This window comes from Nitrobacter hamburgensis X14 (assembly GCF_000013885.1).
Taxonomy (GTDB): Bacteria; Pseudomonadota; Alphaproteobacteria; order Rhizobiales; family Xanthobacteraceae; genus Nitrobacter; species Nitrobacter hamburgensis.
On record NC_007964.1, the window covers coordinates 1782879 to 1804655 of the forward strand.

A 21777-nucleotide genomic window follows, 5' to 3' on the forward strand; every position below is an offset into this window, starting at 1 on the left:
AAAACGGCGTGCTAGAATCGGCTGAAACGATGTGGCGAACCCGGGGCGCGCGTTTTGCCGCAAAGGGGAGTCGGCGAACCCGGGCGGCAGGTCATGAAGGACATACTCGAAACCCTCGACGCGCGGCGCGCCGCCGCAAAACTCGGCGGTGGCGAGAAGCGCATCGAGACGCAGCACGCGCGAGGCAAGCTGACGGCGCGCGAACGCATCGAGCTTCTGCTCGACAAGGGCTCGTTCGAGGAGTTCGACAGGTTCGTCGAGCATCGTTCGACCGAGTTCGGCATGGAAAAATCGAAGGTGCCCGGTGATGGCGTCGTCACCGGCTGGGGCACCGTCAACGGCCGCAAGATTTTTATGTTCGCGAAGGACTTCACCGTGTTCGGCGGATCGCTGTCGGAAACGCACGCGCTGAAGATCACGAAAATCCAGGACATGGCGTTGAAGGCGCGGGCGCCGATCATCGGTCTCTATGACGCCGGCGGCGCGCGCATCCAGGAGGGCGTCGCCGCGCTCGCGGGCTACTCCTATGTGTTCCGCCGCAACGTGCAGGCCTCCGGCGTCATTCCGCAGATATCGGTCATCATGGGGCCGTGCGCGGGCGGCGATGTCTATTCGCCGGCGCTGACCGACTTCATCTTCATGGTGAAGAACACCAGCTATATGTTCGTCACCGGTCCCGACGTGGTGAAGACCGTCACTAACGAAGTGGTGACCGCGGAAGAACTCGGCGGTGCCAGCGTGCACGCGACCAAATCATCGATTGCCGACGGTGCGTTCGACAATGATGTCGAGACGCTGTTGCAGATGCGTCGCCTGATCGACTTTCTGCCGGGCAACAACACCGACGGCGTGCCGGAATGGCCGAGCTTTGACGACATCGAGCGTACCGACGACTCCCTGGACACGTTGATTCCCGACAATCCGAACAAGCCATACGACATCAAGGAACTGATCCTCAAGGTCGTGGACGAGGGCGATTTCTTTGAGATCGCGGAGACGTTCGCAAAAAACATCGTCACCGGCTTCGGTCGCATCGCCGGGCGTACCGTGGGCTTCGTTGCCAACCAGCCGATGGTGCTGGCGGGCGTGCTGGATTCTGACGCGTCACGCAAGGCCGCACGCTTTGTCCGTTTTTGTGATGCCTTCAACATTCCGATCGTGACCTTCGTCGATGTGCCGGGTTTTTTGCCGGGCACCGCGCAGGAATATGGCGGGCTGATCAAGCACGGCGCGAAACTGTTGTTCGCCTATTCGCAATGCACGGTGCCGCTCGTCACCGTCATCACGCGAAAGGCCTATGGCGGCGCGTTCGACGTGATGGCGTCCAAGGAAATCGGCGCCGACATGAACTACGCCTGGCCGACCGCGCAGATCGCGGTGATGGGCGCCAAGGGCGCGGTGGAAATCATCTTCCGCAGCGACATCGGCGACACCGATGCGATCGCCGCGCGCACAAAAGAATACGAGGATCGTTTCCTGTCGCCGTTCATTGCCGCCGAGCGCGGCTACATCGACGATGTGATTATGCCGCACTCGACCCGCAGGCGCATCGCCCGTGCGCTGGCGATGTTGAGGGACAAGCACGTTGACGCGCCCATGAAGAAGCACGACAATATTCCGTTGTGAGCGAACGCGACGGAAGATCAGCCTGGAATAATAATGAGAAGCCCGCAAAAGATCCCACGACTTCGATGTTAGCAAACTCGTAAACCCGGATAACCGAGGAGGCGACGATGATGTTCGACTGGAACGAATACAAGAAGCAGCTTTCGGGCAGGATTGGCGAAATTGGAAAGATCAGTCCTTCGATTACGCGGGGATACTCAGAGATCAGCGGTGCAAGCGCCCAGACAGGAAAGCTTGACGACAAGACCCGCGAACTGATCGCCCTGGCTGTCGCCGTGACCCGGCAGTGCGATGGCTGCATCGCCGTGCATACGGACGCGGCCATCAAGTATGGCGCAACACGCGAGGAAGTCGCGGAAGCGCTTGGGGTCGCCATCGCGATAAATGCGGGGGCTGCGTTGGTTTTTTCCGCAAGAGTGATGGACGCTTACGACGCCATCGCGAAGGCGTAGCAAAAGGCAGCGCCGCCGAGCGCGGCACCATCGACGACGTGCCACATGGACTACTTGCCGCACAATCGCCCGTGCCCAGCTCGCACACCCAGACCGAGCAAGAAAAATGATGTCGTGAGGAACGCAAGGGTGTTTCTGCCCGTTGCTGCATTGGGACGCTGATTGGCGCCCCAATGCAGCCCGCAGGCTGCCCAGTTTGGAACAGCGTCTCAGCACGCATTACCGGACTCCGCGCGGCATGGATTTTAACCGGAATATCGGTCCTCGCCGGCCTTTTTTCTTTGGCCCTGATCAGACTCAGTCGTCTGGCAGCCGTACGGTAAATCCGCCCCATATCGTCATTGTCGGCGCGGGCTTCGGTGGACTAGAGGCGGCGAAGGCACTCGCTCGTACACCGGCCGCAGTCACCATCATCGACCGTCAAAACCACCACTGCTTTCAGCCTCTCCTCTATCAGGTCGCGACTGCTGCACTGTCGCCTGCGGACATTGCCTGGCCAGTGCGATCCATCCTGTCGCGTCAATCCAATGCCCGAGTGGTCATGGCGGAGGTGAGCGGGATCGACCTTTCGGCCCGGCAGGTGATTACGAATTCGATGCCGCCGCTGCCCTACGACTTCCTTGTCCTCGCTACCGGCGCCATGCACTCTTATTTCGGTCACGACGAGTGGGCGCCTTTCGCGCCAGGACTGAAGCGTGTTGAGGATGCCACAGAAATTCGTCGTCGCCTGCTGATCGCGTTCGAAAAAGCTGAAGTCGCGATTGACGCTCGCGAGCGCCAGGATCTGCTCAGTTTCGTCATTGTAGGAGGCGGTCCCACGGGTATTGAACTGGCTGGAGCGGCGGCGGAGATAGCTCGCTATGCCCTTGTTCGTGATTTCCGATGCATTGACCCGCGCGCATCGCGAATCGTACTGGTTGAGGCCGGCCCGCGGATTCTTCCAGCGCTGCCCGAAGCCCTGAGCGCTTATGCCCAAAGTTCGTTGGAACGTATGGGAGTAACGGTACGGACGTCGACGATGGTCACAGCTTGCGACGAGAAGGGCGTTGTGGTCGCGACCGGAGAGCGCATTCCAGCATTGACGGTCATATGGGCCGCAGGCGTGAAAGCCTCACCTGCGGCGGCGTGGATCAAGGCTGATTGTGATCGTGCCGGTCACATCAAGGTGAACCCTGACTTATCAATTCCGGATCAACCGAACGTCTTTGCGATCGGGGACACGGCGACGGTTTTCTGGAACGAGCGCACAGTTCCCGGCATCGCGCCGGCTGCGAAGCAGATGGGCCGATACGTGGGCCAGCTTGTTGCAAGGAGAATAGCTGGCAGGGCTGAGCCTCGAGCGTTCAATTATCGGCACTATGGTGACTTGGCGACCATAGGACGAAAGTCGGCAGTGGTCTCGATAGGAAGACTTCGGCTCAAGGGATGGATCGCGTGGGTTTTCTGGAGCGTCGCACACATCTACTTCCTGATCGGGGCTCGTAACCGCCTGAGCGTCGCTTTTGATTGGTTGTGGGATTACCTTACGTTCCAGCGGGGCGCCCGCCTGATCATTCAAGCCCCGAACTCAACCGCTGCGGTGGAGCGGCGGGGAGGGGGCCATGTCATTGAAACTGCGTCCACCCCAGCGACTTCGCCGGTCGATCTCTCCCGCAAGAGAGAGGTGAAAAGCCGGCGAATTCCGCGGAAACGTGAACCGCTTTAGTTGAAGCTCAGCAGCTTAAACAGCGGCGAGAGATAGCTTATCTCTTGGCCCGAAGTCGGCGTGGTGCGGCTGATGAAGTCGAAGATCTTGCCGTCCTTCAGTCCGTAGTTGGCGAGCCGGATCACCTGGCGGTTCTGGTCGAAATAGATCGCGATCACGCGCTGATCGGTGACTTGCTGATGCATGAACGCAACCTTCCGCTCGGACCGTTGCGAAATGTAATAAAAGACTTCGCCGTTCAGCGTCGCGACCGTGGACGGAGTCCCCATCACGATCAGCACCTGATCCTGACTGGCCCCGATCTGGATTTGCTCGAGCGCGCCGGGAGGCAGGATGTAGCCCTTCTGGAATGTCTCACCGGTGCAGCCGGCCATGGCCGCACATACCAGCGCGGCTGCGAGCGTCGCGCGCAGGCGATGCCATCGCGGCGCCGCGCTTCCGCGTGCTGTCTTCGGGGCCGAAATCGTCAGGGCCGAAATCGTCATGTCGAGGCTGACCTCATCCTCTTGCATCGCGCGAGCGGTTGACGTACCCGGCAACGGTCTCCGATTGCAACAATCGGAAGTCCTGCGGGCTGTCTTTCGGAACCCACATGCTCTGGCCGTTCAGTCGCTTCAGAAAACAACCCCGCGCTCCGTCGCGCTGCACCATTGAAGCCATCTATGGCATGATCGTGGCGCAAGCGCGAGAGCCCTTGTTTTATCGGGCCTTAGGCGTGCCGGACACGGTCGATGGCCGCTTTGATATGGTTCTGCTGCACTTGTGGATGGTCCTTCGGCGACTGAAGCCGGGACACGGCGATGGACTTTGGCAAGCGCTGTTCGATCATTTCTGCAGCGACATGGACGCCAATCTGCGCGAAATGGGCGTCGGCGACCTGTCCGTTCCGAAGCGCATGCGGGCGTTCGGGGAAGCCTTCTACGGCCGCTCGACGGCCTACGATCGGGCTCTTGCCGAGGGACAGGAGCCGCTGGCGCAGGCGCTCGACAAGAATATCTATAATGGCCGGGACATCGAAAAAGCGCGGCGACTTGCCGCCTATACCGCGGACGCGATAGCCACGCTCGCTGGTAGCGACGAGGCGACCTTGAGCGCAGGGTTGCGTTTTCCCGACCCCGCGCAACGGAGATGAAAGAGCAGGGCATGACCGCCAAGGACAGGCCGGACACGATCGCAAATCCCTGGAGCGTGCGGGTCGTTGCGGCGCAGATACCGGAAACGGGCCTTCATCGCGACATCGAGGCCGACGACGCCGCGCGCGTGGCGCTGGCGAAGATCGCCGGTTTGCGCGCCATCGAATCGGCCCGCGCATCGTTCGATCTGACGCCCGGCCGCGATAACAGCGTGCATGTGCGGGGCAGGGTATCGGCGCGTGTCGGGCAGACCTGCGTGGTGTCCCTCGATCCGATCGAGAGCGACATCGTCGAGGACATCGACCTCGTCTTCGTACCGGAGAGTCAGGTCCGCGAACTCGCGGACACCGTCAATAACAATGATGACAACGATGCGGGCCGCGACATTCCGGATGCGCTTGAGCCCATCGTCAATGGTGTCATCGATCTCGGGCGGCTGGCGACCGACGCATTGTTTCTGGGGATCGACCCTTATCCGCGGAAACCCGATGCCGTTTTCGCCCCGCCCGCCAGCGTGGCAGACCCCGAGGATCATCCCTTCGCCGGCCTGAAAGCACTGAAAATCGATCCGAATTCTCCGCGCGGCAAGAAGCCTGTGCAGGATTGAGGTGCGAAGCGCCGGATGTTATCTTTCAGAAGTTTGATGGCAAATTATTGAAAATAAAGGAATTTCGTATGATTCTCGACGCTTGTTTTTGAGTTGCATGGCTGCGGGATTCCGCGGGGTCGGGAGGTTGTATCAAGGCCGGGACACGCTATTGTCGCGGCCGGGCCGATGAAGCGCCGCTCCGCCGTTCGCCACTGCCACTGGGGTGGCGATCCTTCCGTTTGCGGCCGGGCGCTTCAGGGCTGCACGAGATCAGGGTTTCCGGGACTTCCATGCCGCAAAAGGTTCGAATCGCGCTTGACGCCATGGGGGGCGACATCGGCGCATCGGTGGTCATTCCGGGCGCCGTGATTTCCCTGAACCGTCATCCCGACACCGAGTTTCTGCTTTACGGCGACCGCACCCTGATCGAAGCGCAACTCGCCGCTCACCCGGCGATGAAGGCGGTCTCTCGCGTTGTCCACACCGACGTCGCCGTCGCCATGCACGATAAACCCAGCCAGGCGCTGCGCCGCGGCCGCAAGACCTCCTCGATGTGGCTTGCGATCGATGCGGTGAAGAAAGGCGAGGCCGACGTTGCGGTGTCCGCCGGCAATACCGGCGCGCTGATGGCGATGGCGCGGTTCAACCTGCGGACGCTGCCCGGCATCGACCGCCCGGCGATCGCTGGGGTATGGCCGACCATGCGCGGCGATTCCGTGGTGCTCGACCTCGGCGCCACGATCGGCGGCGATGCGCACCATCTGATGGCGCTGGCGATCATGGGCAGCGCCATGGCGCGTGTTTTGTTCGGTCTAGAGCGGCCGACGGTCGGTCTCCTCAATATCGGCGTCGAGGAAATCAAGGGCGGGGAGGAAATCCGCGAAGCCGCGGAATTGCTGCGGGCGATGGATCTGCCGCAGCTCGAATTCATCGGTTTCGTTGAAGGCGACGGTATCGGCAAGGGGGCCGCCGACGTCATTGTCAGCGAGGGTTTCAGCGGCAATATCGCGCTGAAGGCGGCCGAGGGAACCGCGCGGCAATTCGCCCAATATCTACGCGGCGCGATGTCGCGCACCCTGCTATCGCGGATCGGCTATCTGTTTGCGCGGGGCGCCTTCAAGGCGCTGCGCGACAAGATGGACCCCCGCAAGTCCAATGGCGGCGTGTTCCTCGGACTTAACGGGATCGTGGTCAAGAGTCACGGTGGAACCGACGCCGAAGGCTTTGCTTACGCGGTCGATGTTGGCTATGAGATGGTCCGCTACGATCTCCTGACCAAGATCAACCAAACGCTCAACCGCCACGGCCACACCACCCTTGCTTCGGCGTCGGCAGTGCAGGAGGCCCTCTCTTGACTGCGATACGTTCGGTCGTGCTCGGCTGCGGCTCCTACCTGCCGCAAAGAATACTGACCAATGCCGAACTGGCCACCAAGGTCGATACCTCGGACGAGTGGATCGTCCAGCGCACCGGCATCCGTCAGCGTCATATTGCCGCCGAGGGAGAGTTCACGTCGCATCTCGCACTCCATGCGGCGAAGGCTGCGCTTGCTCATGCCGGCATCGACGCACAATCGATCGACCTGATCGTGCTGGCGACGTCGACGCCGGACAACACGTTTCCGGCGACGGCGGTCGCGGTTCAGGCCGGACTCGGCATCGATCACGGCGCGGCCTTCGATCTCCAGGCGGTCTGTTCCGGGTTCGTGTTTGCGCTGGCCACCGCCGACAATTTCCTGCGTACGGGCGCGTTCAAGCGCGCACTGGTGATCGGCGCTGAAACCTTCTCGCGCATCCTGGATTGGACCGATCGCGCGACCTGTGTGCTGTTCGGCGACGGGGCCGGCGCGGTCGTGCTGGAAGCTCAGGAGCAGCCCGGCGAGCCCTCGGATCGCGGGATTCTGACGACACATCTGCGCTCGGATGGCCGTCATCAATCGAAGCTTTATGTCGACGGTGGACCTTCCTCGACCCGGACCGTGGGTTATATCCGGATGGAAGGCCGCGAGGTGTTCAAGCACGCCGTCGGCATGATTACAGACGTCATCGTCGACGCATTCGATGCGTCGGGCACGAGTGCGGACGATATCGACTGGTTCGTTCCGCATCAGGCCAACAAGCGAATTATCGATGCGTCGGCCCACAAACTGCATATTGCGCCGGAGAAAGTCGTGCTGACGGTCGATCGCCACGGCAACACCTCCGCGGCATCGATTCCGTTGGCGTTGTCGGTCGCTGTCGCGGACGGACGCATCAAAAGAGGCGATCTGGTATTGCTGGAAGCGATGGGCGGAGGCTTCACCTGGGGCTCTGCGCTCCTGCGCTGGTAAGGGTTGAATCAAAATATCCACCGGAAATTGCCGCCATCTATTATGCGAAAGCATGATGTGATAGGTTGACCGGGGGGCGTTAAACTCTTAATTTCAGTTATGAATTGTTCGCCGGGAGCTTGGGGCAAGCGATGACCGGAAGCGGAAAAACAGTCACTCGTGTCGATCTCTGCGAAGCCGTCTACAAAAAGGTGGGACTGTCGCGGACCGAGTCGTCCGCGTTCGTGGAGCTCGTTCTCAAGGAGATCACCGACTGCCTGGAGAAGGGCGAGACGGTGAAGTTGTCGTCGTTCGGGTCGTTCATGGTGCGCAAGAAAGGCCAGCGTATCGGCCGCAATCCCAAGACCGGCACGGAGGTTCCGATCTCTCCGCGTCGCGTGATGGTATTCAAGCCGTCGGCTATTCTGAAGCAGCGGATCAACGGTAACAGCAACGGCAACGGCGCCGACACCAAGGCTGACTAGGCTAGAGCGTTTTCGAGCGAAGTGGGTACCGGTTCGCGTGAAGAAAACGCGTCAAATCGAATCATAGAGCCTCGCTTCTGATTCCGTCAGAAGCAAAAAGGCTCTAGTCCGGTGTTCGGTACACGACTGGCAGAGGAGCGAGCATTTGGACAAAGCACCGGATGCCTTCCGGACCATTAGCGAGGTCGCTGCCGATCTCGATGTTCCCCAGCATGTCCTGCGGTTCTGGGAAACCCGGTTTGCGCAGATCAAGCCGATGAAACGAAGCGGCGGGCGACGCTACTATCGCCCGGACGACGTCGATTTGCTGCGCGGCATCCGCCATCTGCTTTACAGCGAAGGTTATACGATCCGCGGCGTGCAACGGATTTTGAAAGAGCACGGCATCAAATCGGTGCAGGGCCTGACTGAGGGGTCGTCCGCCGCGGCCTTCGGCGCCATCGAGGACGACATCCGTAATACCCTCGGCGCGGTCGATGACGACGATGCACCCGGCTATGAGGCCGAGGACGCCGAGGACGATGAGGATGCCGGCGACAGCTTGCCCCGCGCGCGGGAGCCGGGCGAGCATAAACCGCTGCGGCACGATCTCGATGACGTGCTGTGGTCCGGTCCCGACAGCGCGGCGATCCCTGGCGTGGGCAACGCTGTCGACCTTGCGAAGCTCAAGGATGTATTGGCCGAGCTCGTCGCCTGTAGGCAACTGCTGGACAGCGCGCTCGCGGACGGCTGACGGGTTCCGGGGCTCGCGTTTCAGGGTCGTTCACGCGGCTGCCGCGGGGCTTCTTGCGCCGTCGCGTGAACGCGGCTAGAGCTACCTTCGGCTTTTTGTTTTGACGTGTTTTCTTTGGGCGACCGGTATCACTTCGCTTGAAAACGCTATAATGGAACGGGGCCGTAACGGCACGGAGCGTAGCGCAGCCCGGTTAGCGCACTAGTCTGGGAGACTAGGGGTCGGAGGTTCAAATCCTCTCGCTCCGACCAACAAAATCAATAGCTTAGATAGAATTTGCGTCACCGCTGCTAGACGTTTTCCGCGTCGAGGTGTGGTCTGGGGTGTAGGTATTCATCCGTTACCATCCGTTGCTATCCGTTATCATCCGTTGCCACCCGTTACAGGGAAGATGCTGTCGCCCCACCGGGAAATGCGGAATTGTTGGCCGCATAGAGAATCATGCGCGCGCGATTCGTGCGGGTCGAGGTATGATTGGACGGTCTAGCGGTGACGCTGCTTTAGCGCACCATTCGTCAGCATCTCAGTCGGCAGTCCCTTGCCGGACGCCTCGGCTCCGAAAGATCACCGGAAAAACCATGCGACGATCCGTCATCATGGCGCTGCTCGTTGGCTCTTCACCGCCCGGCGGCGTCCTTAACCGCGAACCGCTCGTATCAAGCCTAATTCCAAAGCCCCATCGCGGCTTCATCGGCTAAGGCTATCCGCCGCCTCGTAGAGATCGGGCTGAGGGCGAGGATCGGATTCAGCGCTACAGGAAACTCGCTTCCGATACCGGTTGGCCACTTGCACGGGGAAAGTCGCCGGTCAATCGTGGGCCGTCAAACCGCTGCGGGAGAGGACCATGAGCGCGCACGAAAGCATGGAACAAGCCGAGCAAACGCATCATGCGTCGGGCGAGAACAAGAAGATCGCGCTCCTGATAGCCGTCATCGCGCTCTGCCTCGCGCTGTCCGAGACGCTGGGCAAGGGCGCCCAGACAGAATCGATCAGCAAGAACGTGGAATCCTCCAACCTCTGGGCCTTTTTCCAGGCCAAGAGCATTCGCCGCACCACGGTCCAGACCCAGGCCGACCAGGCCAAGCTCAGCCTCCGGCTGGCTGCGGATGAGGCGACCAGGGCTGCGCTACAAAAGCAGATCGATGAGTGGCAGACGACCGCGGCGCACTATCGTTCCGAGCCGAGTACCGGCGAGGGACAGGATCAACTCGCCGAGCGCGCCAAACACGCCGAGGACGCGCGTGATCTCGCGATGGCGAAATACCATCATTTTGAGCTGGCATCCGCCGCGTTCCAGATCGCGATCGTGCTGGCGTCGGCCGCTATCATCACTGGCGTGATCGTGCTGGCGTGGATATCGGGACTGCTGGCGCTCGCCGGGGCCGGGGTGACAGCGATCGGGATGTTTGCGCCCCACGCATTGCACCTGCTGGGACACTGACGACCATATTTGCGCGCCTGTCGCGAACGCTTTTTCCGGACGCACTGGATCAGGCGCGCAGCTCACGGGCTTGCGCCACGCCTTGAGCGGAAAATGGTCATGCCACTCAGTGTAGCGCGAACTGTCTAACACAAACTCCGCTCCGGCGGGCGAGGGTTCCTATTTTGGCCGTAGGCGCGACTCGATCAATTCCCGCGCCGCTTCGCAGAGTCCGCGCTCCAGCCATCGGCGCTTCTCCGTATTTCAGCAAAAAAATGGACTGCCCCTATGAGGTGGTCCGCTTTGAGTCTTAATGCATGATGGGCTTTCGGCCATTGCTCGCGCTGCCGGCGAAAGCGATTCGGCTGGCTTTGAAGGCCAGGCGCCGGCGGCTTATATCCGAGCGATGAGTGTGGTCGCTCGGTGTTGTAGTAGCGCGCACCTCGCGCGGAACTGAGAAGACCACTGGCAATATCATCCGCCAAACTAGACGTTCCCAATCTCCTTTGGGCGGACCCTTAATGCTATGAGCAAGCAAGTTATCGAATAACAGAAATGCATCCACGCGAGCGCGAGCCAGATGACCGGATAAAGACTGCACTTCGATCCAATACAGATACCCGGTGAAAACCGGCGTCCGTAGATTAAGAGTGCAAAAATACAAAGATCAAAAATGCAGAGAGCGCAGTTGGACCAACCAAACCTGACAAAGCGCACTTTGGCTCCTGCATCAAAGATTCTCACAAACGATAACGTCGCAAGAACCGATACAAGGAGTGAAATTAAAGCGATCGATGCGATGATAGGAAAATGATCAGAAGGCGCCTCACGAATTTCGAAGGCTGAAACGTAAACGAGCGTCGCAGTCGGACTCAAAAATACGAGCAAAAATAGAACAAGCCTCTGCCCCTGATTCATAAGCAGATCACCAACTCGACATATTCGCACTCCTGCGAGCGGTAGCCCTCTTCCTCGCCGTCACCAATTTTTAAACTAACCCGGATCGCTGCCGTGCTGCGGCGGCTGGGGATTGTTTTCGGGATTCGTATCGTACTTGGATATTCGCGTAATGAGTCCGCTGGCGGCGAACGGTTGCAGATCGGCCTCCAACCCATCAGCAATCGTCTTCGCATAAACCTCTCGGCCGTCCACATAAAGCGTAAAGGATTTTAAATATTTTTCCTTCTTTGCCAAGTTCTGGATCGTTGCCTTGGTCCATTGGTAAAGCGGATAGCCTTCGACGCCGCGCTCTTCTGCTGTGGTGACATACTCTGAAAAAGCATCGAACTGAGATTCCGGCACAGCGCGATGTCTGGCGAGGATATCGAAAAGCTGTGCCAGCGCTGGTTCTTGCACTTTTCTTCGTATCGATTCCGCGATGGCCGGATCGTTTGCATCGAATCTAACCTGATACTGCCACTGAGGAGCCATGTTACTCTCGCTCTCTGATCGCGCCCCCCGCTGCAAAGCCTAATATTCGTTCATAACTGTGTCCAGTAAGGACACTCCCCGGCGGCGTCGCCTTCGCAAGACCCGTCTCGTATAGCAAGCCCTGGGCCGCCGCCGGCAAATCGCCGAGCATTGGCCAAGTGACAGATCGCCAACAAACGCACAGCGCGATGGGCGATGCCCTCAATAGGTAAGAGACCCGACGCCGTGAAAGCGTCGGGCAAGTTTGGAAGCGGGACGCGGCCCAGAGGCGGACCTAGCGTCCAGATAGTAGGTTACTGATGATTCGCTGCGGCCCGATTTCACGGGGCCAACTTAGTCGCTCCATCCACAAGCGGGGCGCGCCCCTTTTCATTTGGCATTCGCGTCATCCGAACACCCGCTAGGCCGGATCGACATTCCTGATGCAAGCTCGATAGGCCCAAGGCACGACATACGATCCGGCCCAAACACCACGGCTGGCGCGCTCCGCTTCTTTCTGAGCGTCTGTATACTTTCCCTTCGAGTACCTCGGCCAATCGAACGCGAGGCCAGTGCGCACAAGCCAGTCCGCAACGTCTTCGCCATCGATCGAGCATACCGCGACCGTGCGCCCATACTGATCCCGGCCGACGCCTTCGCAGCTTACCGCCTTGGCACCGCAGCGATATTGCAGGCTGTCGTCGCCACGGCAGAGTTGGGAAGATTCGGGCGCGTCGATACCAGACAAGCGAATGCGCTGCCCGTGAATTTCGAGCGTGTCGCCGTCGATGACGGATGCCTGCCCGGAGATTGTTTCTGCGAGTGCAGGCGATGAAACGAGCGCGACAAGCGCCGCGATCAAGAAACGTTTGAATCTTGGGGTCGAGATCGCCAGCATGAGGTCCTTATCCGATCTTCGCGCAGATGATGGCCTTCATTGGCATCAAGCACCTCTGGATAGGGTCAGCATAAACTCATGTCGCGAAGCATCCAACCTGAGCCCTCGCGCCGCGCCGAAGATGCGCGCGCCACCCCTGTACAAATGTCGCAGATCGGTCATACTTTGCGCGTGGCTTGAAGGGAGGCAGCGTGATGAGCGAACACGACCGCGCCAATCAGTTGATGATCTTGACCATGACCGTTGTCAGTTTGCTTGTCGCGGGCAGCGTGGGTTTGGTTTGGAGCAGCGGCAACCCGCTTCCGTCGAAACCGATAGCAGAAGTTCCGAAGGCGAAGGCGCAAGTCGCGCCCCCCCAAGCAGATGCGGTCGCCATGCTTGATAAGCGCTTGGTCCAGCTTGAATCCAAGATGAAGGTTCCCCCAACATTCGATACCTCTCATCTCGAAGCACAACTTAAGGGTCTGGAGTCCCAGGTCGCGGCAATACAAACGCAGTTGGGCACTTTCAGGGTTTCGGATTTCGACGCTCTCAAGACGAAGATAGACAGCGCCGGGAAGGAAAATTCTGAGTCCGTCAAAACGACGATAGACGCTCTTCAGACGGACGTAGGAACCCTGCACACACGCTTCGATCAGCTTTCGCAGCAGGTTACTGCTGCCACAGCGCCGGATGATGTCAAACACAGATCGCAGAAGTCGCAGCACTCAAAGTCGAAATAGAGAGACTACTGCGCAGACTGGCGAAGCCCGGCAGGCGAATTGCACGAGGCTGCTACTTCACCGCCGGTTGTCTTTCCGAAGGCGGCTCGCGAAGCCTCGGCAAGCCCTTTGGTCGATCCGGATAAATGAACTTTTCGCCGCGAAGCCATCGCCCGGCGAAGCGGTCCCAAAACTGAACCGCGTCTAGCTGTACTGCGAACTCGTAGACGCACCACGTCCCGTCGCGTTGAATGCGCTCGCCGTCCCGTCAAACGGGATGCTATGGTGCGGATTCCATGAGTCGAACATGGACCTGCGTCGCGAACCACGCCGCTTTGCCGCTGAGCTAAATCCGCATAAGACGAAGCCGCCGAGCGGAATATGATCGGTCGACGACTTCGTCAAGGTGGACCCGGACTTAGGCAATGTCCGGTGTTGGTAAGCTAGCTCGGACTCCGACGAGCGCAGCGAAACTCGCTCATTAAGCTTGATAGGCGCGTTCCAGGTTAATTCTGGAACCCTTCGTGGGTACAATCCATCAGCGGATTTGAGGTGAACGTGGTTGCTACCCGTCCGCCCCACATTATGCGCGGTGCGGGCCTAATCGTGGCTCGGCCACAAAGCGCTCACGGCAAACTTGGAAACGAAGATGCCAGCACCGACTCCTGCGAAAGCGCCTGCCAGTTTGATCGCGATATCATGCACAGTCCCATGTCTGTAATTCACGAAATGCTGGAGGTACTCAAAACCGCGAATAGCACCCGCTAGCAGAATTAAGACGACAAGGAGTCGATGCGGATAGGCCGGTGAGAAGGTAAACCCGAGTACCGCGAACGCCAGTAATCGCTCAGCATTTGGATGCCCGAACGTCGGACGCAGGCCAAGCGGACCATCCGTGAGAATGAAGATGGCGAGTAAGAGAATCCAGGCCGTTGCTTTAAGTGCTTGTGCCACTACTGCATACTGAGAGAAACACCGATGGTATGCTCTTTGGCTGCCGTTGCGCCTGGTGTTCGCTTCAACGTCTTTGCAATCTTCGCGACACCAGCCTTTTGCTTCGCGAGCGTCTTGAGAGTCCGAACGTCGTCCTTCGACCATTCGCGGTGAACCGCTGTTTTCTTCTTGGGAAAACCTTCGTTCCTTCAATCGTGAACGCGCGGTGTAGCAGATCGCGCGTTGTGCGCAAGCCAACGACGAATGTCTCGCGCGAGCCAGTTGGCTAATAAGGAGTTTGATAAAATGGAGCGATGGAGGTCGATCGTCGCAATTCCTCAAGCGCGATCTGGCAAGCCGTGCGCTTCGCCACCGGAAGTCTCAGTCGCCGTGTTGGTGAAGTTAGACGTTTGGCCAACGATCCCTTCTGCGAGTGCGGGCGATGATGGTGGTGTGGCTTCTTCACTGACCGTTAGGAATCGCGCCGGGTCGCATTTGGCGATGCTGATTCGTTCTTTGAGAACGAAATAGAGTCAGAGGGTGAACTAGGCTCAGGACTCATTGATCAGAGCCAGAAGATGATGGTTGCTGCGATGCAGATAGCGGACATGAATGTGTGAGCACACCGATCGTAGCGGGTATGGATACGTCGCCAGTCCTTGAGCCTTCCGAACATATTCTCGATTTTGTGCCGCTGGCGATAGAGCACCCGATCATATTCGATTTTCTCTTTGCGGTTTGACTTTGATGGGATGCATGCGGTGATGCTGCGCGCGGCGAGAGCCTGACGGAACCAGTCGGCGTCGTAACCCTTGTCGGCGAGCAACTGCCTGGCGGGCGGCAGCGCATCGATCATCAGGGCCGCGCCTTTGTAATCGCTCATCTGGCCCTCGCTGAGCAGCATGATGATGGGGCGGCCTTGACCGTCGCATACGGCGTGCAGTTTGGAGTTCAGGCCGCCCTTGGTGCGCCCAATACATCGGGAAACAGGCCCTTTTTTAAAAGGCTGGCGGCGGTACGGTGCGCCTTCAAATGCGTGGCGTCGATCATTAATCGCTTCGGAGCGCCGCCCTTACGAGCCAGTTCAGCAAATATCTTGTTGAAGACGCCAAGCCGGCTCCAGCGCACGAACCGGTTATAGATCGTCTTGTACGGACCATAGCCCGGCGGTGCATCGCGCCAGCGCAGACCATTCCTGATAACGAAGATGATGCCGCTGATCATCCGCCGATCGTCAACCCTCGCAATCCCGTGCGACAACGGAAAATACGGTTCGATCCGGCGCATCTGCGCCTCAGTGAGCAGAAACAAATCGGACATCGCGGCGTCTCCCAGCAACGCCAATGAATCAGTCCAAACACCTCTCCACAAGAAAATTAATGGGTCCTGAGCCTAGCTAGTGGCCGCGACACCCTCGCTGCCAGTTGGCGAACACGCCCTGCCAGGCCCATCCCGACTGGTGGACCAGCAGGGTCAGGACATGTGCCAGATTTTCGGGATCGGACGCTACATCATGCCCCGCTGCGATCTCGACGCGATCATCGGTGATGCGCAGCGCAACCTGCTGGCGGATCGTTTCGCGGGGCGGTGTCACGGTCAGGCTGGCCTCGTAGATCAGGTCGGCATCGGGGTGCGTGCCGTCGCGGGGACGGATGCTGCTGGTGATCCGCGCCTCGCTCGCGTCCATCGGTTTGTCGCCGCGGATCAACGATATCTCGCGGGCCAGCACGCAATGCCGCTCGGGCACGAAGGTGAGCCGCAGCCCGATCGTCCGCTTGCCGTCGCGAAAGTCGCGGGTGACGAATATCCGGTCTGGCTCGTCCGCCAGTTGCTCGATGCGGAGGTCCAGACCAGCATTCGCCAGTGACTGGACACGCTGCTTCAATCGATACTCGGCAACCGGCATGGCGCCGGGCGCCGGCAGCACCCAGGCCGTCCAGCCCGCCAGCCACAACGTGAATATGGGCAGCACTGCCAGATAAAATACGCCATAGCCGATCAGAAACCGCCACTGCGCGAACCAATTGCCGGAGCCGTATTGCAGCACATACCAGGCAGGTATGATCGCCGCGAACATGGTGATCGCCCAGGCGGTGATACCGATTTGCGAGCGGTCGTTCCCCCAGGCGAGTATTCCCGCCAGCAACAGGCCAAGGGGGAGCATGACGACGATGACCGCGTTGGGCGTGACCCGGCCATCGCGAAGCCAGAGCCAGCCGAGCGCGCCCGCGCCCGCGACCAGCAGCAAGAGCGCGGCGACGATTATCGGCGGGTTCAAAATCCGGTTCATTGCCGCTCCGCGCTTGTCACCTTGGCGATGATCGTGGCCGAGCCTGCCTCGATCGCGGTGGGAATGTCACCTGCTTGAACAGCGGCACGATCACTGTTTCCATGATCTCCTTGCTGGCGGCGTCGGGCAAGCGGGTTTCGAGGAGCCCGCGCCCGACAACGATCCGCGCTTGTCGTTCATTGGCAAGATCGGTGGCGTAACGCGCGATATCCTGTCCGCCGAGCGATGGCGTCGTCACGACGACGAATTGGTGCCCGGTCGTCATAGCGGCGCCCCGGCCGTGCTGCTCGTCGACATCGCCGTTAGCTTTTCGGATAGCGATCGCCACACGCCTTCATCACATCGGTTGGCGGCCCGAGGTGCACCGCCTGCGCCAGTCCGCGCATCGCGCGACCGGCGAGCTCGGCAGGGTTGATGTCGCCTTTCGCCTGCAATTCCGCCAGTGTCGATTGGTCGAGCTGGTTGTTGAGCTTGACATAGGCCTCGGCGCGCGGGTCAGGCGCGATCTTGCTTTGCGCGAATATCTGAAGCAGCGCGGTCGACAATGTGTAGCACATCATGCGCGTATCGGGATTGTCGGCCGGGAGCTCCTTGAACGTGCCCGCTTGTGTTTCGGGGAAGGCCTTGGCGCAAGGGGCCGTGTAGCCGGCGGCATTCTTCTCGGTCACGAATTTATGCTGGAGTTCCTTACCGCGCGCACCGATCTGGTTGACCTTGGTTGGCTCGCCAACGCCGTTCAATGAGGCGCCGAGCAGCACGAAATGGAGCGCATGACTGGCCTGATCGAGCGAAATGGCCTTGGTCCCCTCCTGTTCCTGTGCGAGGGCCAGCGTAGCGCCATAGCAAAGCGCGGCGCTCTCTTCCTTATCGGTGGGCAGCGTGACCTCCGGCGCACCGCCGCAGCCGCCGAGGATCAGGCTCGCACCGACGACAATGGCTAGTGCGCCGCTCCGCCGTGTTGCTTTTCGATATAGGTTGCTATGCATCCGACTCCCCCGGTAGTCGGCTGTCTGTCCTCCCCCCTGACAGGCCGAGTGGAATAGCGCCGCTTGCCAACGATATATGCAGGATCATTCCATGTCGTGGACTATGCGGAACCGATATCGGACTTTTCGGCACTGCTATTGCGCACGTGCGCAATCAGGCTACGAGCCGGATTGCCTCCAGCTTCTCTGCGCCTTCCGCAAGCAACCGCTCGATTTCGTCCGAGGTTCGTCGAACGGCGAGCTTCAGCGCTTCGTCGATGTGGATATAATCCTGCGTCACGTTCTGTGAGGCATGGCCGAGCATCGCCCGGATCGTTAGCTCTGAAAAACCAAGATCGCCGGCCACGCTGCCGAAGGTATAGCGTAGCGTGTGGGGCAATACCCTCACCTGCCGGTTTGGTAGTGCGCTGGAGACATGCGCTAGGCTCAGGACCTATTCATTTCTTGCGATGAGGCTTGCGGACTGATTCATTGGTGGCGTTAGGAGTGTCGCCATGGACGATTTGTTTCTACTCACCGAGGCGCGGATGCGCCGGATCGAACCTTATTTTCCGTTGTCGCACGGGATTGCGCGGGTTGATGATCGGCGGGTCATCAGCGGCATCATCTTCGTCATCAGAAACGGCCTGCGCTGGCGGGATGCGCCGCGTGAGTATGGTCCGCACAAGACCATCTACAATCGGTTCGTGCGCTGGAGCCGTCTTGGCGTGTTCAACAAGATTAAGCGCTCCGAATTGCTCTCGGTGTCGAGGCGGAAGAAAAGTTCCATCGTAAGGTCCTCTCGGTGAGTTATCGGCGCGAATCGATGGTCCACATGCGAGAGCGGCTCTGGTGAGAGTATGTCAATGCGGCCCATGCGTAGATTCTGCGCGGACGTGCATTGATCGACGCCCTTTCCCCCTCGTTCCGATACCCAACCAGCCGGTTGTTTCCTGCGCCGGCGGGTTTTCGTCAAAGCTCGCGACGAGCCCGTTTCTTGGTTCCACTGGCCTTACGCTTGCGCGGCTGTCTTTGCTCGCCGACCTCGGCGAACGGGTTTGGCAGCGCAATTTTCATATCGATCAGACGAGACGCGGAAACGTGAGTGCGGTCAGCCCACGATTGGCAGCGTCGCGCTGCCACCCGATCGGCTAAATCTTTTGGGGTGCGAGGCATCGCGATAACTCCACATGCGACACAGAAAATGTAATGCTCGCGCCGGCAATCGGGAGTCCAGTATTGAGCGTGATGGGTTGGCTCAATCACTCAGCAACCCCCGCTGCTCGGCTTCCAACTGCCGCAACAGTTCCCGAATCGAGAATCTATCTGCCGCGCTACGCCGCGCGGATCATCGGCGGCACTGTCTCGCGAACCGCCGCCCTCGGTGCGGCAGGAACGAGAGAGCGGGCAGGATGGTCCACCGGTAGCCCCATCAACGCGACTAGCCCTGACTAACGTCTGCTTGCCGAGATTGACCCGAAGCGGACAGGGCTTGCGGGGTGCGGCGTAAAGCATTTCGCCGTGAAAAACTTTTTGGAGGTTGGTTAACGAGAGGTTGTGGCACGGCAGTTGCTTCATCAACGATGGAAGCATCGTGCCGTGCCAAAAGGGGGCCTTAAGATGAAAGACCAACGTAGGAGCAACAGGCGTCGAACGTATCTTGCTGGCCGGATTGTATTCAACGGACGAGCCTCGACCATGGACTGCCTGGTGCGCAATCTGTCCCGGAATGGCGCGATGCTGGAGTTTTATGGGTCAGTGATTCCGCACCATGAGGTCGATCTTTGTATTCTCCGCAGGGGAGAGAGTCGGAGAGCGCGCCTTGTCTGGTGCGAAGGTGTGCACGCTGGCGTTTTCATTGAGCAACCAGATTCCGCTTCTGTCAGCACAATTGAAACGGCTCGCCTGATCAGAAAACTCAAAGCGGACCGGGAGACGTTGGCGAGGCGCGTTGCCCAGCTAACGGAGCCGGCCTGATGCTTAAGTCAGTAGCAATGACGCTATTGAGCCGTCTGGTTTTTCTAGCCGTCATCGCGACCGTCGTGAACGCGTACACGCGGACCAGCTGTTCCTCCGGGGATAGTCCTTTCAGTCAGATTGGAAAGGCCATATCGAGCCTCAACGAAATTGCAACGGCACTTCAGAAGCATAACCTCTGATCCTAGTCACTCAGCAATCCCCGCTGCTCAGCTTCAAGTTCGCGAAGGTATCGCTCCATCTCTGAGCGCATCTGGCCGGCAATCGCACGCGGATCATCGCCGCCCATGATGTTGATGGTCGGATTGAGGCTGTAGGTTCGGCTCGACGTGTTATTCGTCGAGCCAGCCACCGCCGCCGCCCCATCAGCGGTCAACCTCCGCAGCGTGTCGTTGGTCTCGATCCGGCCGGACATGCCCGGCACGAAAAGCTCAGGGCTGCGCTCACCGACAAGGTAGGGCTTGGCGCGCATGACCGGGCCACCGAGCGCGCGGGCGCCGGCAAGTGGAGCCGGCGTAGCCAGGGGCACTGCCGCCACACCACCACCACCACCACCACCACCACCACCACCACCACCGAACCCCAGCATGTTCTTGACCGCGCCACCGAGTCTCTCTCAGGTATCAGGAGGTCGCTCGGGGGTGTGGGTAAATAGGCGTTATGGCGTGTTTGACTGTGTTAATAACTAAACACATAAACAACTGAAATAATTACAATTTTTTATCCGTCGCTATCCGTCAAGAGTAACGGATGGTGAGGTATAGTTTTACTGTTTCTCTTGTCTGGGAGACTAGGGGTCGGAGGCTCAAATCCTCTCGCTCCGACCACAAGCACCAAATAATTCGAGGCCTTACCAAGACCACGAAATTCTGGAAACGGGGTACTTTCCAGACGGTTTACATTTTACGTTCGTGAAACGTTCAGCTTGTCCCGATGTAGTTCGAGCTTCTCGCCGAGGTGCTGGTCCAAATGCTGACAGCACCCCACGCTCGCGCCGGATATATACCCTATGAACATGTAGAACAGACCGTGATATAGAATGGGCATTCTCCTAGGAGGGAGAGTGCAAATGGCTCAAAAGCCGTCGAAAATTCGCGAGTTTCAGAAGCGGTTCCCCGATGAAGATGCTTGCCTCAAGCACCTGATGCGGACCCGGTTTGGCGAGCGCCTGACCTGCTTCAAGTGCCAGAAAGCGGCGACCTATTACCGAGTCAAATCGCGCCGCTCGTTCGAGTGCGAGCATTGCGGCTATCAGGTCTATCCGACCGCTGGCACGCCGTTCGAAAAGACCAGAACTAGCCTGCGGGATTGGTTTTACGTCATGTTTCTTTTCTGCGAGACGCGAAACGGCGTCGCCGCGAAGGAAGTGCAGCGCCAGTTAGGCGTGACCTACAAGACAGCTTGGCGCATGTGCCATCTGATCCGGCTCTATATGGGCTATGTGGACGGCGACGCCCCGATGGGCGGCCCCGGCAAGACGGTTGAGGCTGATGAGACATTCGTCGGCGGCAAAGATAAGGCCGGCAAAGATGACAAAGCGATTGTCATGGGCATCGTGGAGCGCGGTGGCGATGTCGTCACGCGCGTTGTGCAAGCCCGCACCAAGGCTCACATCCTGCCGCATCGTTCGATTTGTGAAAGAAGGTTCTCGCGTCCACACGGACGAAGCGTCAAACTTCAAGCTGCTCAAAGAAAAGTATGGCTATGATCACGAAGTGGTCGATCATTCAGCCAAGGAATACGTTCGCGGTGACGTTTACACTAACTCAATCGAGTCGTTTTGGTCTCAGGTAAAGCGTGAGATTAACGGGACTTACGTTTGGGTTTCGAAGAAGCACTTGCAGCTTTACCTTCGCGAGTTCGAGTATCGACATAACTTGAGGAAGCAACCCGGCCTGATGTTTGAGCTTCTTTTACAGGCCTTCCCGAAGGTACAGATTGAGTGACCATCGCCCGCAAGAGTTGGTCGAAGCGCGGTTTTGCCTTGGGTGTCATCATTCGCCCATAACCATCATATTGCCACCCATCGCCGCTTTTAGTTGATCTACACTCTCAGAAGTCATCGCTATCACAACGTTGTAGTACCGACACTGACGTAAATGGCAATTTGATAGATATGCTTTGCTAGGAATAGCGGGGCCGCCAGGACCGC

At 59.2% G+C, this 21777-nt stretch carries 22 protein-coding genes, 2 tRNA genes and 3 pseudogenes; 15 read left to right on the forward strand and 12 right to left on the reverse strand.

Annotation, left to right across the window (positions count from 1 at the left end):
• The first annotated feature begins 93 nt into the window (after window positions 1-93).
• From NHAM_RS08080 to NHAM_RS08090, 3 genes are all read left to right on the forward strand, one after another.
• The gene (locus NHAM_RS08080; RefSeq protein ID WP_041357845.1) at window positions 94-1626 is read left to right on the forward strand and encodes an acyl-CoA carboxylase subunit beta; all 1533 of its coding nucleotides are present in this window, start codon (window positions 94-96) and stop codon (window positions 1624-1626) included.
• Between the two features lie 110 nt (window positions 1627-1736).
• Window positions 1737-2078, forward strand: a complete 342-nt coding sequence (locus NHAM_RS08085) for a carboxymuconolactone decarboxylase family protein (RefSeq protein WP_041358874.1) — start codon at window positions 1737-1739, stop codon at window positions 2076-2078.
• A gap of 238 nt (window positions 2079-2316) precedes the next feature.
• Entirely contained in the window at window positions 2317-3783 is a 1467-nt protein-coding gene (locus tag NHAM_RS08090; protein ID WP_011510088.1) for an NAD(P)/FAD-dependent oxidoreductase, read from the forward strand.
• Here NHAM_RS08090 and NHAM_RS08095 read toward each other — a convergent pair.
• Window positions 3780-4268, reverse strand: a complete 489-nt coding sequence (locus tag NHAM_RS08095; RefSeq protein ID WP_011510089.1) for an outer membrane protein assembly factor BamE — start codon at window positions 4266-4268, stop codon at window positions 3780-3782. The two genes, NHAM_RS08090 and NHAM_RS08095, sit on opposite strands and share 4 nt — an antisense overlap.
• A 107-nt stretch (window positions 4269-4375) precedes the next feature.
• Here NHAM_RS08095 and NHAM_RS08100 point away from each other — a divergent pair, with 107 nt between their 5' ends.
• The 8 genes from NHAM_RS08100 to NHAM_RS08135 all read left to right on the forward strand — a co-directional run bounded on the left by NHAM_RS08100 (window position 4376) and on the right by NHAM_RS08135 (window position 10472).
• Window positions 4376-4915, forward strand: a complete 540-nt coding sequence (locus NHAM_RS08100) for a ubiquinol-cytochrome C chaperone family protein (RefSeq protein WP_011510090.1) — start codon at window positions 4376-4378, stop codon at window positions 4913-4915.
• An 11-nt stretch (window positions 4916-4926) separates the two neighbouring features.
• A complete protein-coding gene (locus NHAM_RS08105; protein WP_041358876.1) occupies window positions 4927-5523 on the forward strand; it encodes a YceD family protein in 597 nt (198 codons plus the stop codon).
• Window positions 5524-5795: 272 nt separating this feature from the next.
• Window positions 5796-6860, forward strand: coding sequence for a phosphate acyltransferase PlsX (gene plsX, locus NHAM_RS08110; protein ID WP_011510092.1), 1065 nt, complete (start codon window positions 5796-5798; stop codon window positions 6858-6860).
• Window positions 6857-7834, forward strand: coding sequence for a beta-ketoacyl-ACP synthase III (locus NHAM_RS08115; RefSeq protein WP_011510093.1), 978 nt, complete (start codon window positions 6857-6859; stop codon window positions 7832-7834). Before plsX ends, NHAM_RS08115 begins: the two co-directional genes overlap by 4 nt.
• 131 nt (window positions 7835-7965) lie before the next feature.
• Window positions 7966-8298: an integration host factor subunit alpha gene (locus tag NHAM_RS08120; RefSeq protein ID WP_011510094.1), complete on the forward strand. Its 333-nt coding sequence runs from the start codon at window positions 7966-7968 to the stop codon at window positions 8296-8298.
• Between the two features lie 145 nt (window positions 8299-8443).
• A complete protein-coding gene (locus NHAM_RS08125; RefSeq protein WP_011510095.1) occupies window positions 8444-9031 on the forward strand; it encodes a MerR family transcriptional regulator in 588 nt (195 codons plus the stop codon).
• A gap of 173 nt (window positions 9032-9204) precedes the next feature.
• Window positions 9205-9282 (forward strand) — tRNA-Pro (locus NHAM_RS08130).
• A gap of 593 nt (window positions 9283-9875) precedes the next feature.
• Window positions 9876-10472: a DUF4337 domain-containing protein gene (locus NHAM_RS08135; protein ID WP_011510096.1), complete on the forward strand. Its 597-nt coding sequence runs from the start codon at window positions 9876-9878 to the stop codon at window positions 10470-10472.
• A gap of 243 nt (window positions 10473-10715) precedes the next feature.
• Here NHAM_RS08135 and NHAM_RS28080 read toward each other — a convergent pair.
• The 3 genes and pseudogenes from NHAM_RS28080 to NHAM_RS08145 all read right to left on the reverse strand — a co-directional run.
• Window positions 10716-10888 (reverse strand): annotated as a pseudogene (locus NHAM_RS28080) (hypothetical protein); the annotation flags it as partial.
• A gap of 556 nt (window positions 10889-11444) precedes the next feature.
• Complete coding sequence (locus tag NHAM_RS08140) at window positions 11445-11882, reverse strand: hypothetical protein (RefSeq protein WP_011510097.1); 438 nt, start codon at window positions 11880-11882, stop codon at window positions 11445-11447.
• A gap of 400 nt (window positions 11883-12282) precedes the next feature.
• Window positions 12283-12759 carry a thermonuclease family protein gene (locus NHAM_RS08145; protein WP_011510098.1) on the reverse strand — a complete coding sequence of 159 codons (477 nt, stop codon included), beginning with the start codon at window positions 12757-12759 and terminating at the stop codon, window positions 12283-12285.
• 194 nt (window positions 12760-12953) lie between these two features.
• Between NHAM_RS08145 and NHAM_RS08150 the strand changes: the two genes are divergently transcribed.
• Window positions 12954-13481, forward strand: a complete 528-nt coding sequence (locus NHAM_RS08150; protein ID WP_041357846.1) for a hypothetical protein — start codon at window positions 12954-12956, stop codon at window positions 13479-13481.
• A 262-nt stretch (window positions 13482-13743) separates the two neighbouring features.
• On the opposite strand, the gene NHAM_RS08155 is transcribed toward NHAM_RS08150, so the two are convergent.
• From NHAM_RS08155 to NHAM_RS24765, 7 genes are all read right to left on the reverse strand, one after another.
• Window positions 13744-13816: transfer RNA gene (locus NHAM_RS08155), tRNA-Ala, on the reverse strand.
• Between the two features lie 244 nt (window positions 13817-14060).
• Entirely contained in the window at window positions 14061-14606 is a 546-nt protein-coding gene (locus NHAM_RS26560) for a hypothetical protein (protein WP_157043562.1), read from the reverse strand.
• Window positions 14607-14958: 352 nt separating this feature from the next.
• A protein-coding gene (locus NHAM_RS24760) for an IS5 family transposase (protein WP_086008345.1) occupies window positions 14959-15713 on the reverse strand; the annotation gives its coding sequence in 2 pieces (ribosomal slippage) (window positions 14959-15380 and window positions 15380-15713; 756 coding nt in all).
• Window positions 15714-15789: 76 nt separating this feature from the next.
• A complete protein-coding gene (locus NHAM_RS08175) occupies window positions 15790-16683 on the reverse strand; it encodes a hypothetical protein (protein ID WP_011510102.1) in 894 nt (297 codons plus the stop codon).
• A 16-nt stretch (window positions 16684-16699) separates the two neighbouring features.
• A complete protein-coding gene (locus tag NHAM_RS08180) occupies window positions 16700-17011 on the reverse strand; it encodes a TPM domain-containing protein (protein WP_157043563.1) in 312 nt (103 codons plus the stop codon).
• A complete protein-coding gene (locus tag NHAM_RS08185) occupies window positions 16986-17669 on the reverse strand; it encodes a hypothetical protein (RefSeq protein ID WP_011510104.1) in 684 nt (227 codons plus the stop codon). The genes NHAM_RS08180 and NHAM_RS08185 overlap by 26 nt, the downstream gene beginning before the upstream one ends.
• Window positions 17670-17823: 154 nt before the next feature.
• On the reverse strand, window positions 17824-18048 hold the full coding sequence (locus tag NHAM_RS24765; RefSeq protein ID WP_198137010.1) for a hypothetical protein: 225 nt from the start codon (window positions 18046-18048) through the stop codon (window positions 17824-17826).
• Window positions 18049-18163: 115 nt separating this feature from the next.
• Between NHAM_RS24765 and NHAM_RS08190 the strand changes: the two are divergent.
• Together NHAM_RS08190 and NHAM_RS29260 are read left to right on the forward strand one after the other, a co-directional pair.
• Window positions 18164-18391 (forward strand): annotated as a pseudogene (locus tag NHAM_RS08190) (transposase); the annotation flags it as partial.
• An 877-nt stretch (window positions 18392-19268) separates the two neighbouring features.
• The gene (locus NHAM_RS29260) at window positions 19269-19625 is read left to right on the forward strand and encodes a PilZ domain-containing protein (protein ID WP_011510108.1); all 357 of its coding nucleotides are present in this window, start codon (window positions 19269-19271) and stop codon (window positions 19623-19625) included.
• Window positions 19626-19809: 184 nt separating this feature from the next.
• Here NHAM_RS29260 and NHAM_RS08205 read toward each other — a convergent pair whose 3' ends face one another.
• The gene (locus tag NHAM_RS08205; protein WP_041357848.1) at window positions 19810-20097 is read right to left on the reverse strand and encodes a hypothetical protein; all 288 of its coding nucleotides are present in this window, start codon (window positions 20095-20097) and stop codon (window positions 19810-19812) included.
• 597 nt (window positions 20098-20694) lie between these two features.
• On the opposite strand from NHAM_RS08205, the pseudogene NHAM_RS08210 reads away from it, so the two are divergent.
• Window positions 20695-21571: pseudogene (locus NHAM_RS08210) on the forward strand (IS1595 family transposase).
• The last annotated feature ends 206 nt before the right edge of the window (window positions 21572-21777 follow it).

What these genes read in the sequence shown, in the direction of transcription:
- NHAM_RS08185 (WP_011510104.1), bottom strand. Translation starts at nt 17,669, where the DNA reads ATGCATAGCAACCTATATCGAAAAGCAACACGGCGGAGCGGCGCACTA.
- NHAM_RS08080 (WP_041357845.1), top strand. Translation starts at nt 94, where the DNA reads ATGAAGGACATACTCGAAACCCTCGACGCGCGGCGCGCCGCCGCAAAA.
- NHAM_RS08085 (WP_041358874.1), top strand. Translation starts at nt 1,737, where the DNA reads ATGTTCGACTGGAACGAATACAAGAAGCAGCTTTCGGGCAGGATTGGC.
- NHAM_RS08175 (WP_011510102.1), bottom strand. Translation starts at nt 16,683, where the DNA reads ATGAACCGGATTTTGAACCCGCCGATAATCGTCGCCGCGCTCTTGCTG.
- NHAM_RS08105 (WP_041358876.1), top strand. Translation starts at nt 4,927, where the DNA reads ATGACCGCCAAGGACAGGCCGGACACGATCGCAAATCCCTGGAGCGTG.
- NHAM_RS08120 (WP_011510094.1), top strand. Translation starts at nt 7,966, where the DNA reads ATGACCGGAAGCGGAAAAACAGTCACTCGTGTCGATCTCTGCGAAGCC.
- plsX (WP_011510092.1), top strand. Translation starts at nt 5,796, where the DNA reads ATGCCGCAAAAGGTTCGAATCGCGCTTGACGCCATGGGGGGCGACATC.
- NHAM_RS08090 (WP_011510088.1), top strand. Translation starts at nt 2,317, where the DNA reads ATGGATTTTAACCGGAATATCGGTCCTCGCCGGCCTTTTTTCTTTGGC.
- NHAM_RS08205 (WP_041357848.1), bottom strand. Translation starts at nt 20,097, where the DNA reads ATGCGCGCCAAGCCCTACCTTGTCGGTGAGCGCAGCCCTGAGCTTTTC.
- NHAM_RS08095 (WP_011510089.1), bottom strand. Translation starts at nt 4,268, where the DNA reads ATGACGATTTCGGCCCTGACGATTTCGGCCCCGAAGACAGCACGCGGA.
- NHAM_RS29260 (WP_011510108.1), top strand. Translation starts at nt 19,269, where the DNA reads ATGAAAGACCAACGTAGGAGCAACAGGCGTCGAACGTATCTTGCTGGC.
- NHAM_RS08135 (WP_011510096.1), top strand. Translation starts at nt 9,876, where the DNA reads ATGAGCGCGCACGAAAGCATGGAACAAGCCGAGCAAACGCATCATGCG.
- NHAM_RS08100 (WP_011510090.1), top strand. Translation starts at nt 4,376, where the DNA reads ATGCTCTGGCCGTTCAGTCGCTTCAGAAAACAACCCCGCGCTCCGTCG.
- NHAM_RS08150 (WP_041357846.1), top strand. Translation starts at nt 12,954, where the DNA reads ATGAGCGAACACGACCGCGCCAATCAGTTGATGATCTTGACCATGACC.
- NHAM_RS08140 (WP_011510097.1), bottom strand. Translation starts at nt 11,882, where the DNA reads ATGGCTCCTCAGTGGCAGTATCAGGTTAGATTCGATGCAAACGATCCG.
- NHAM_RS08145 (WP_011510098.1), bottom strand. Translation starts at nt 12,759, where the DNA reads ATGCTGGCGATCTCGACCCCAAGATTCAAACGTTTCTTGATCGCGGCG.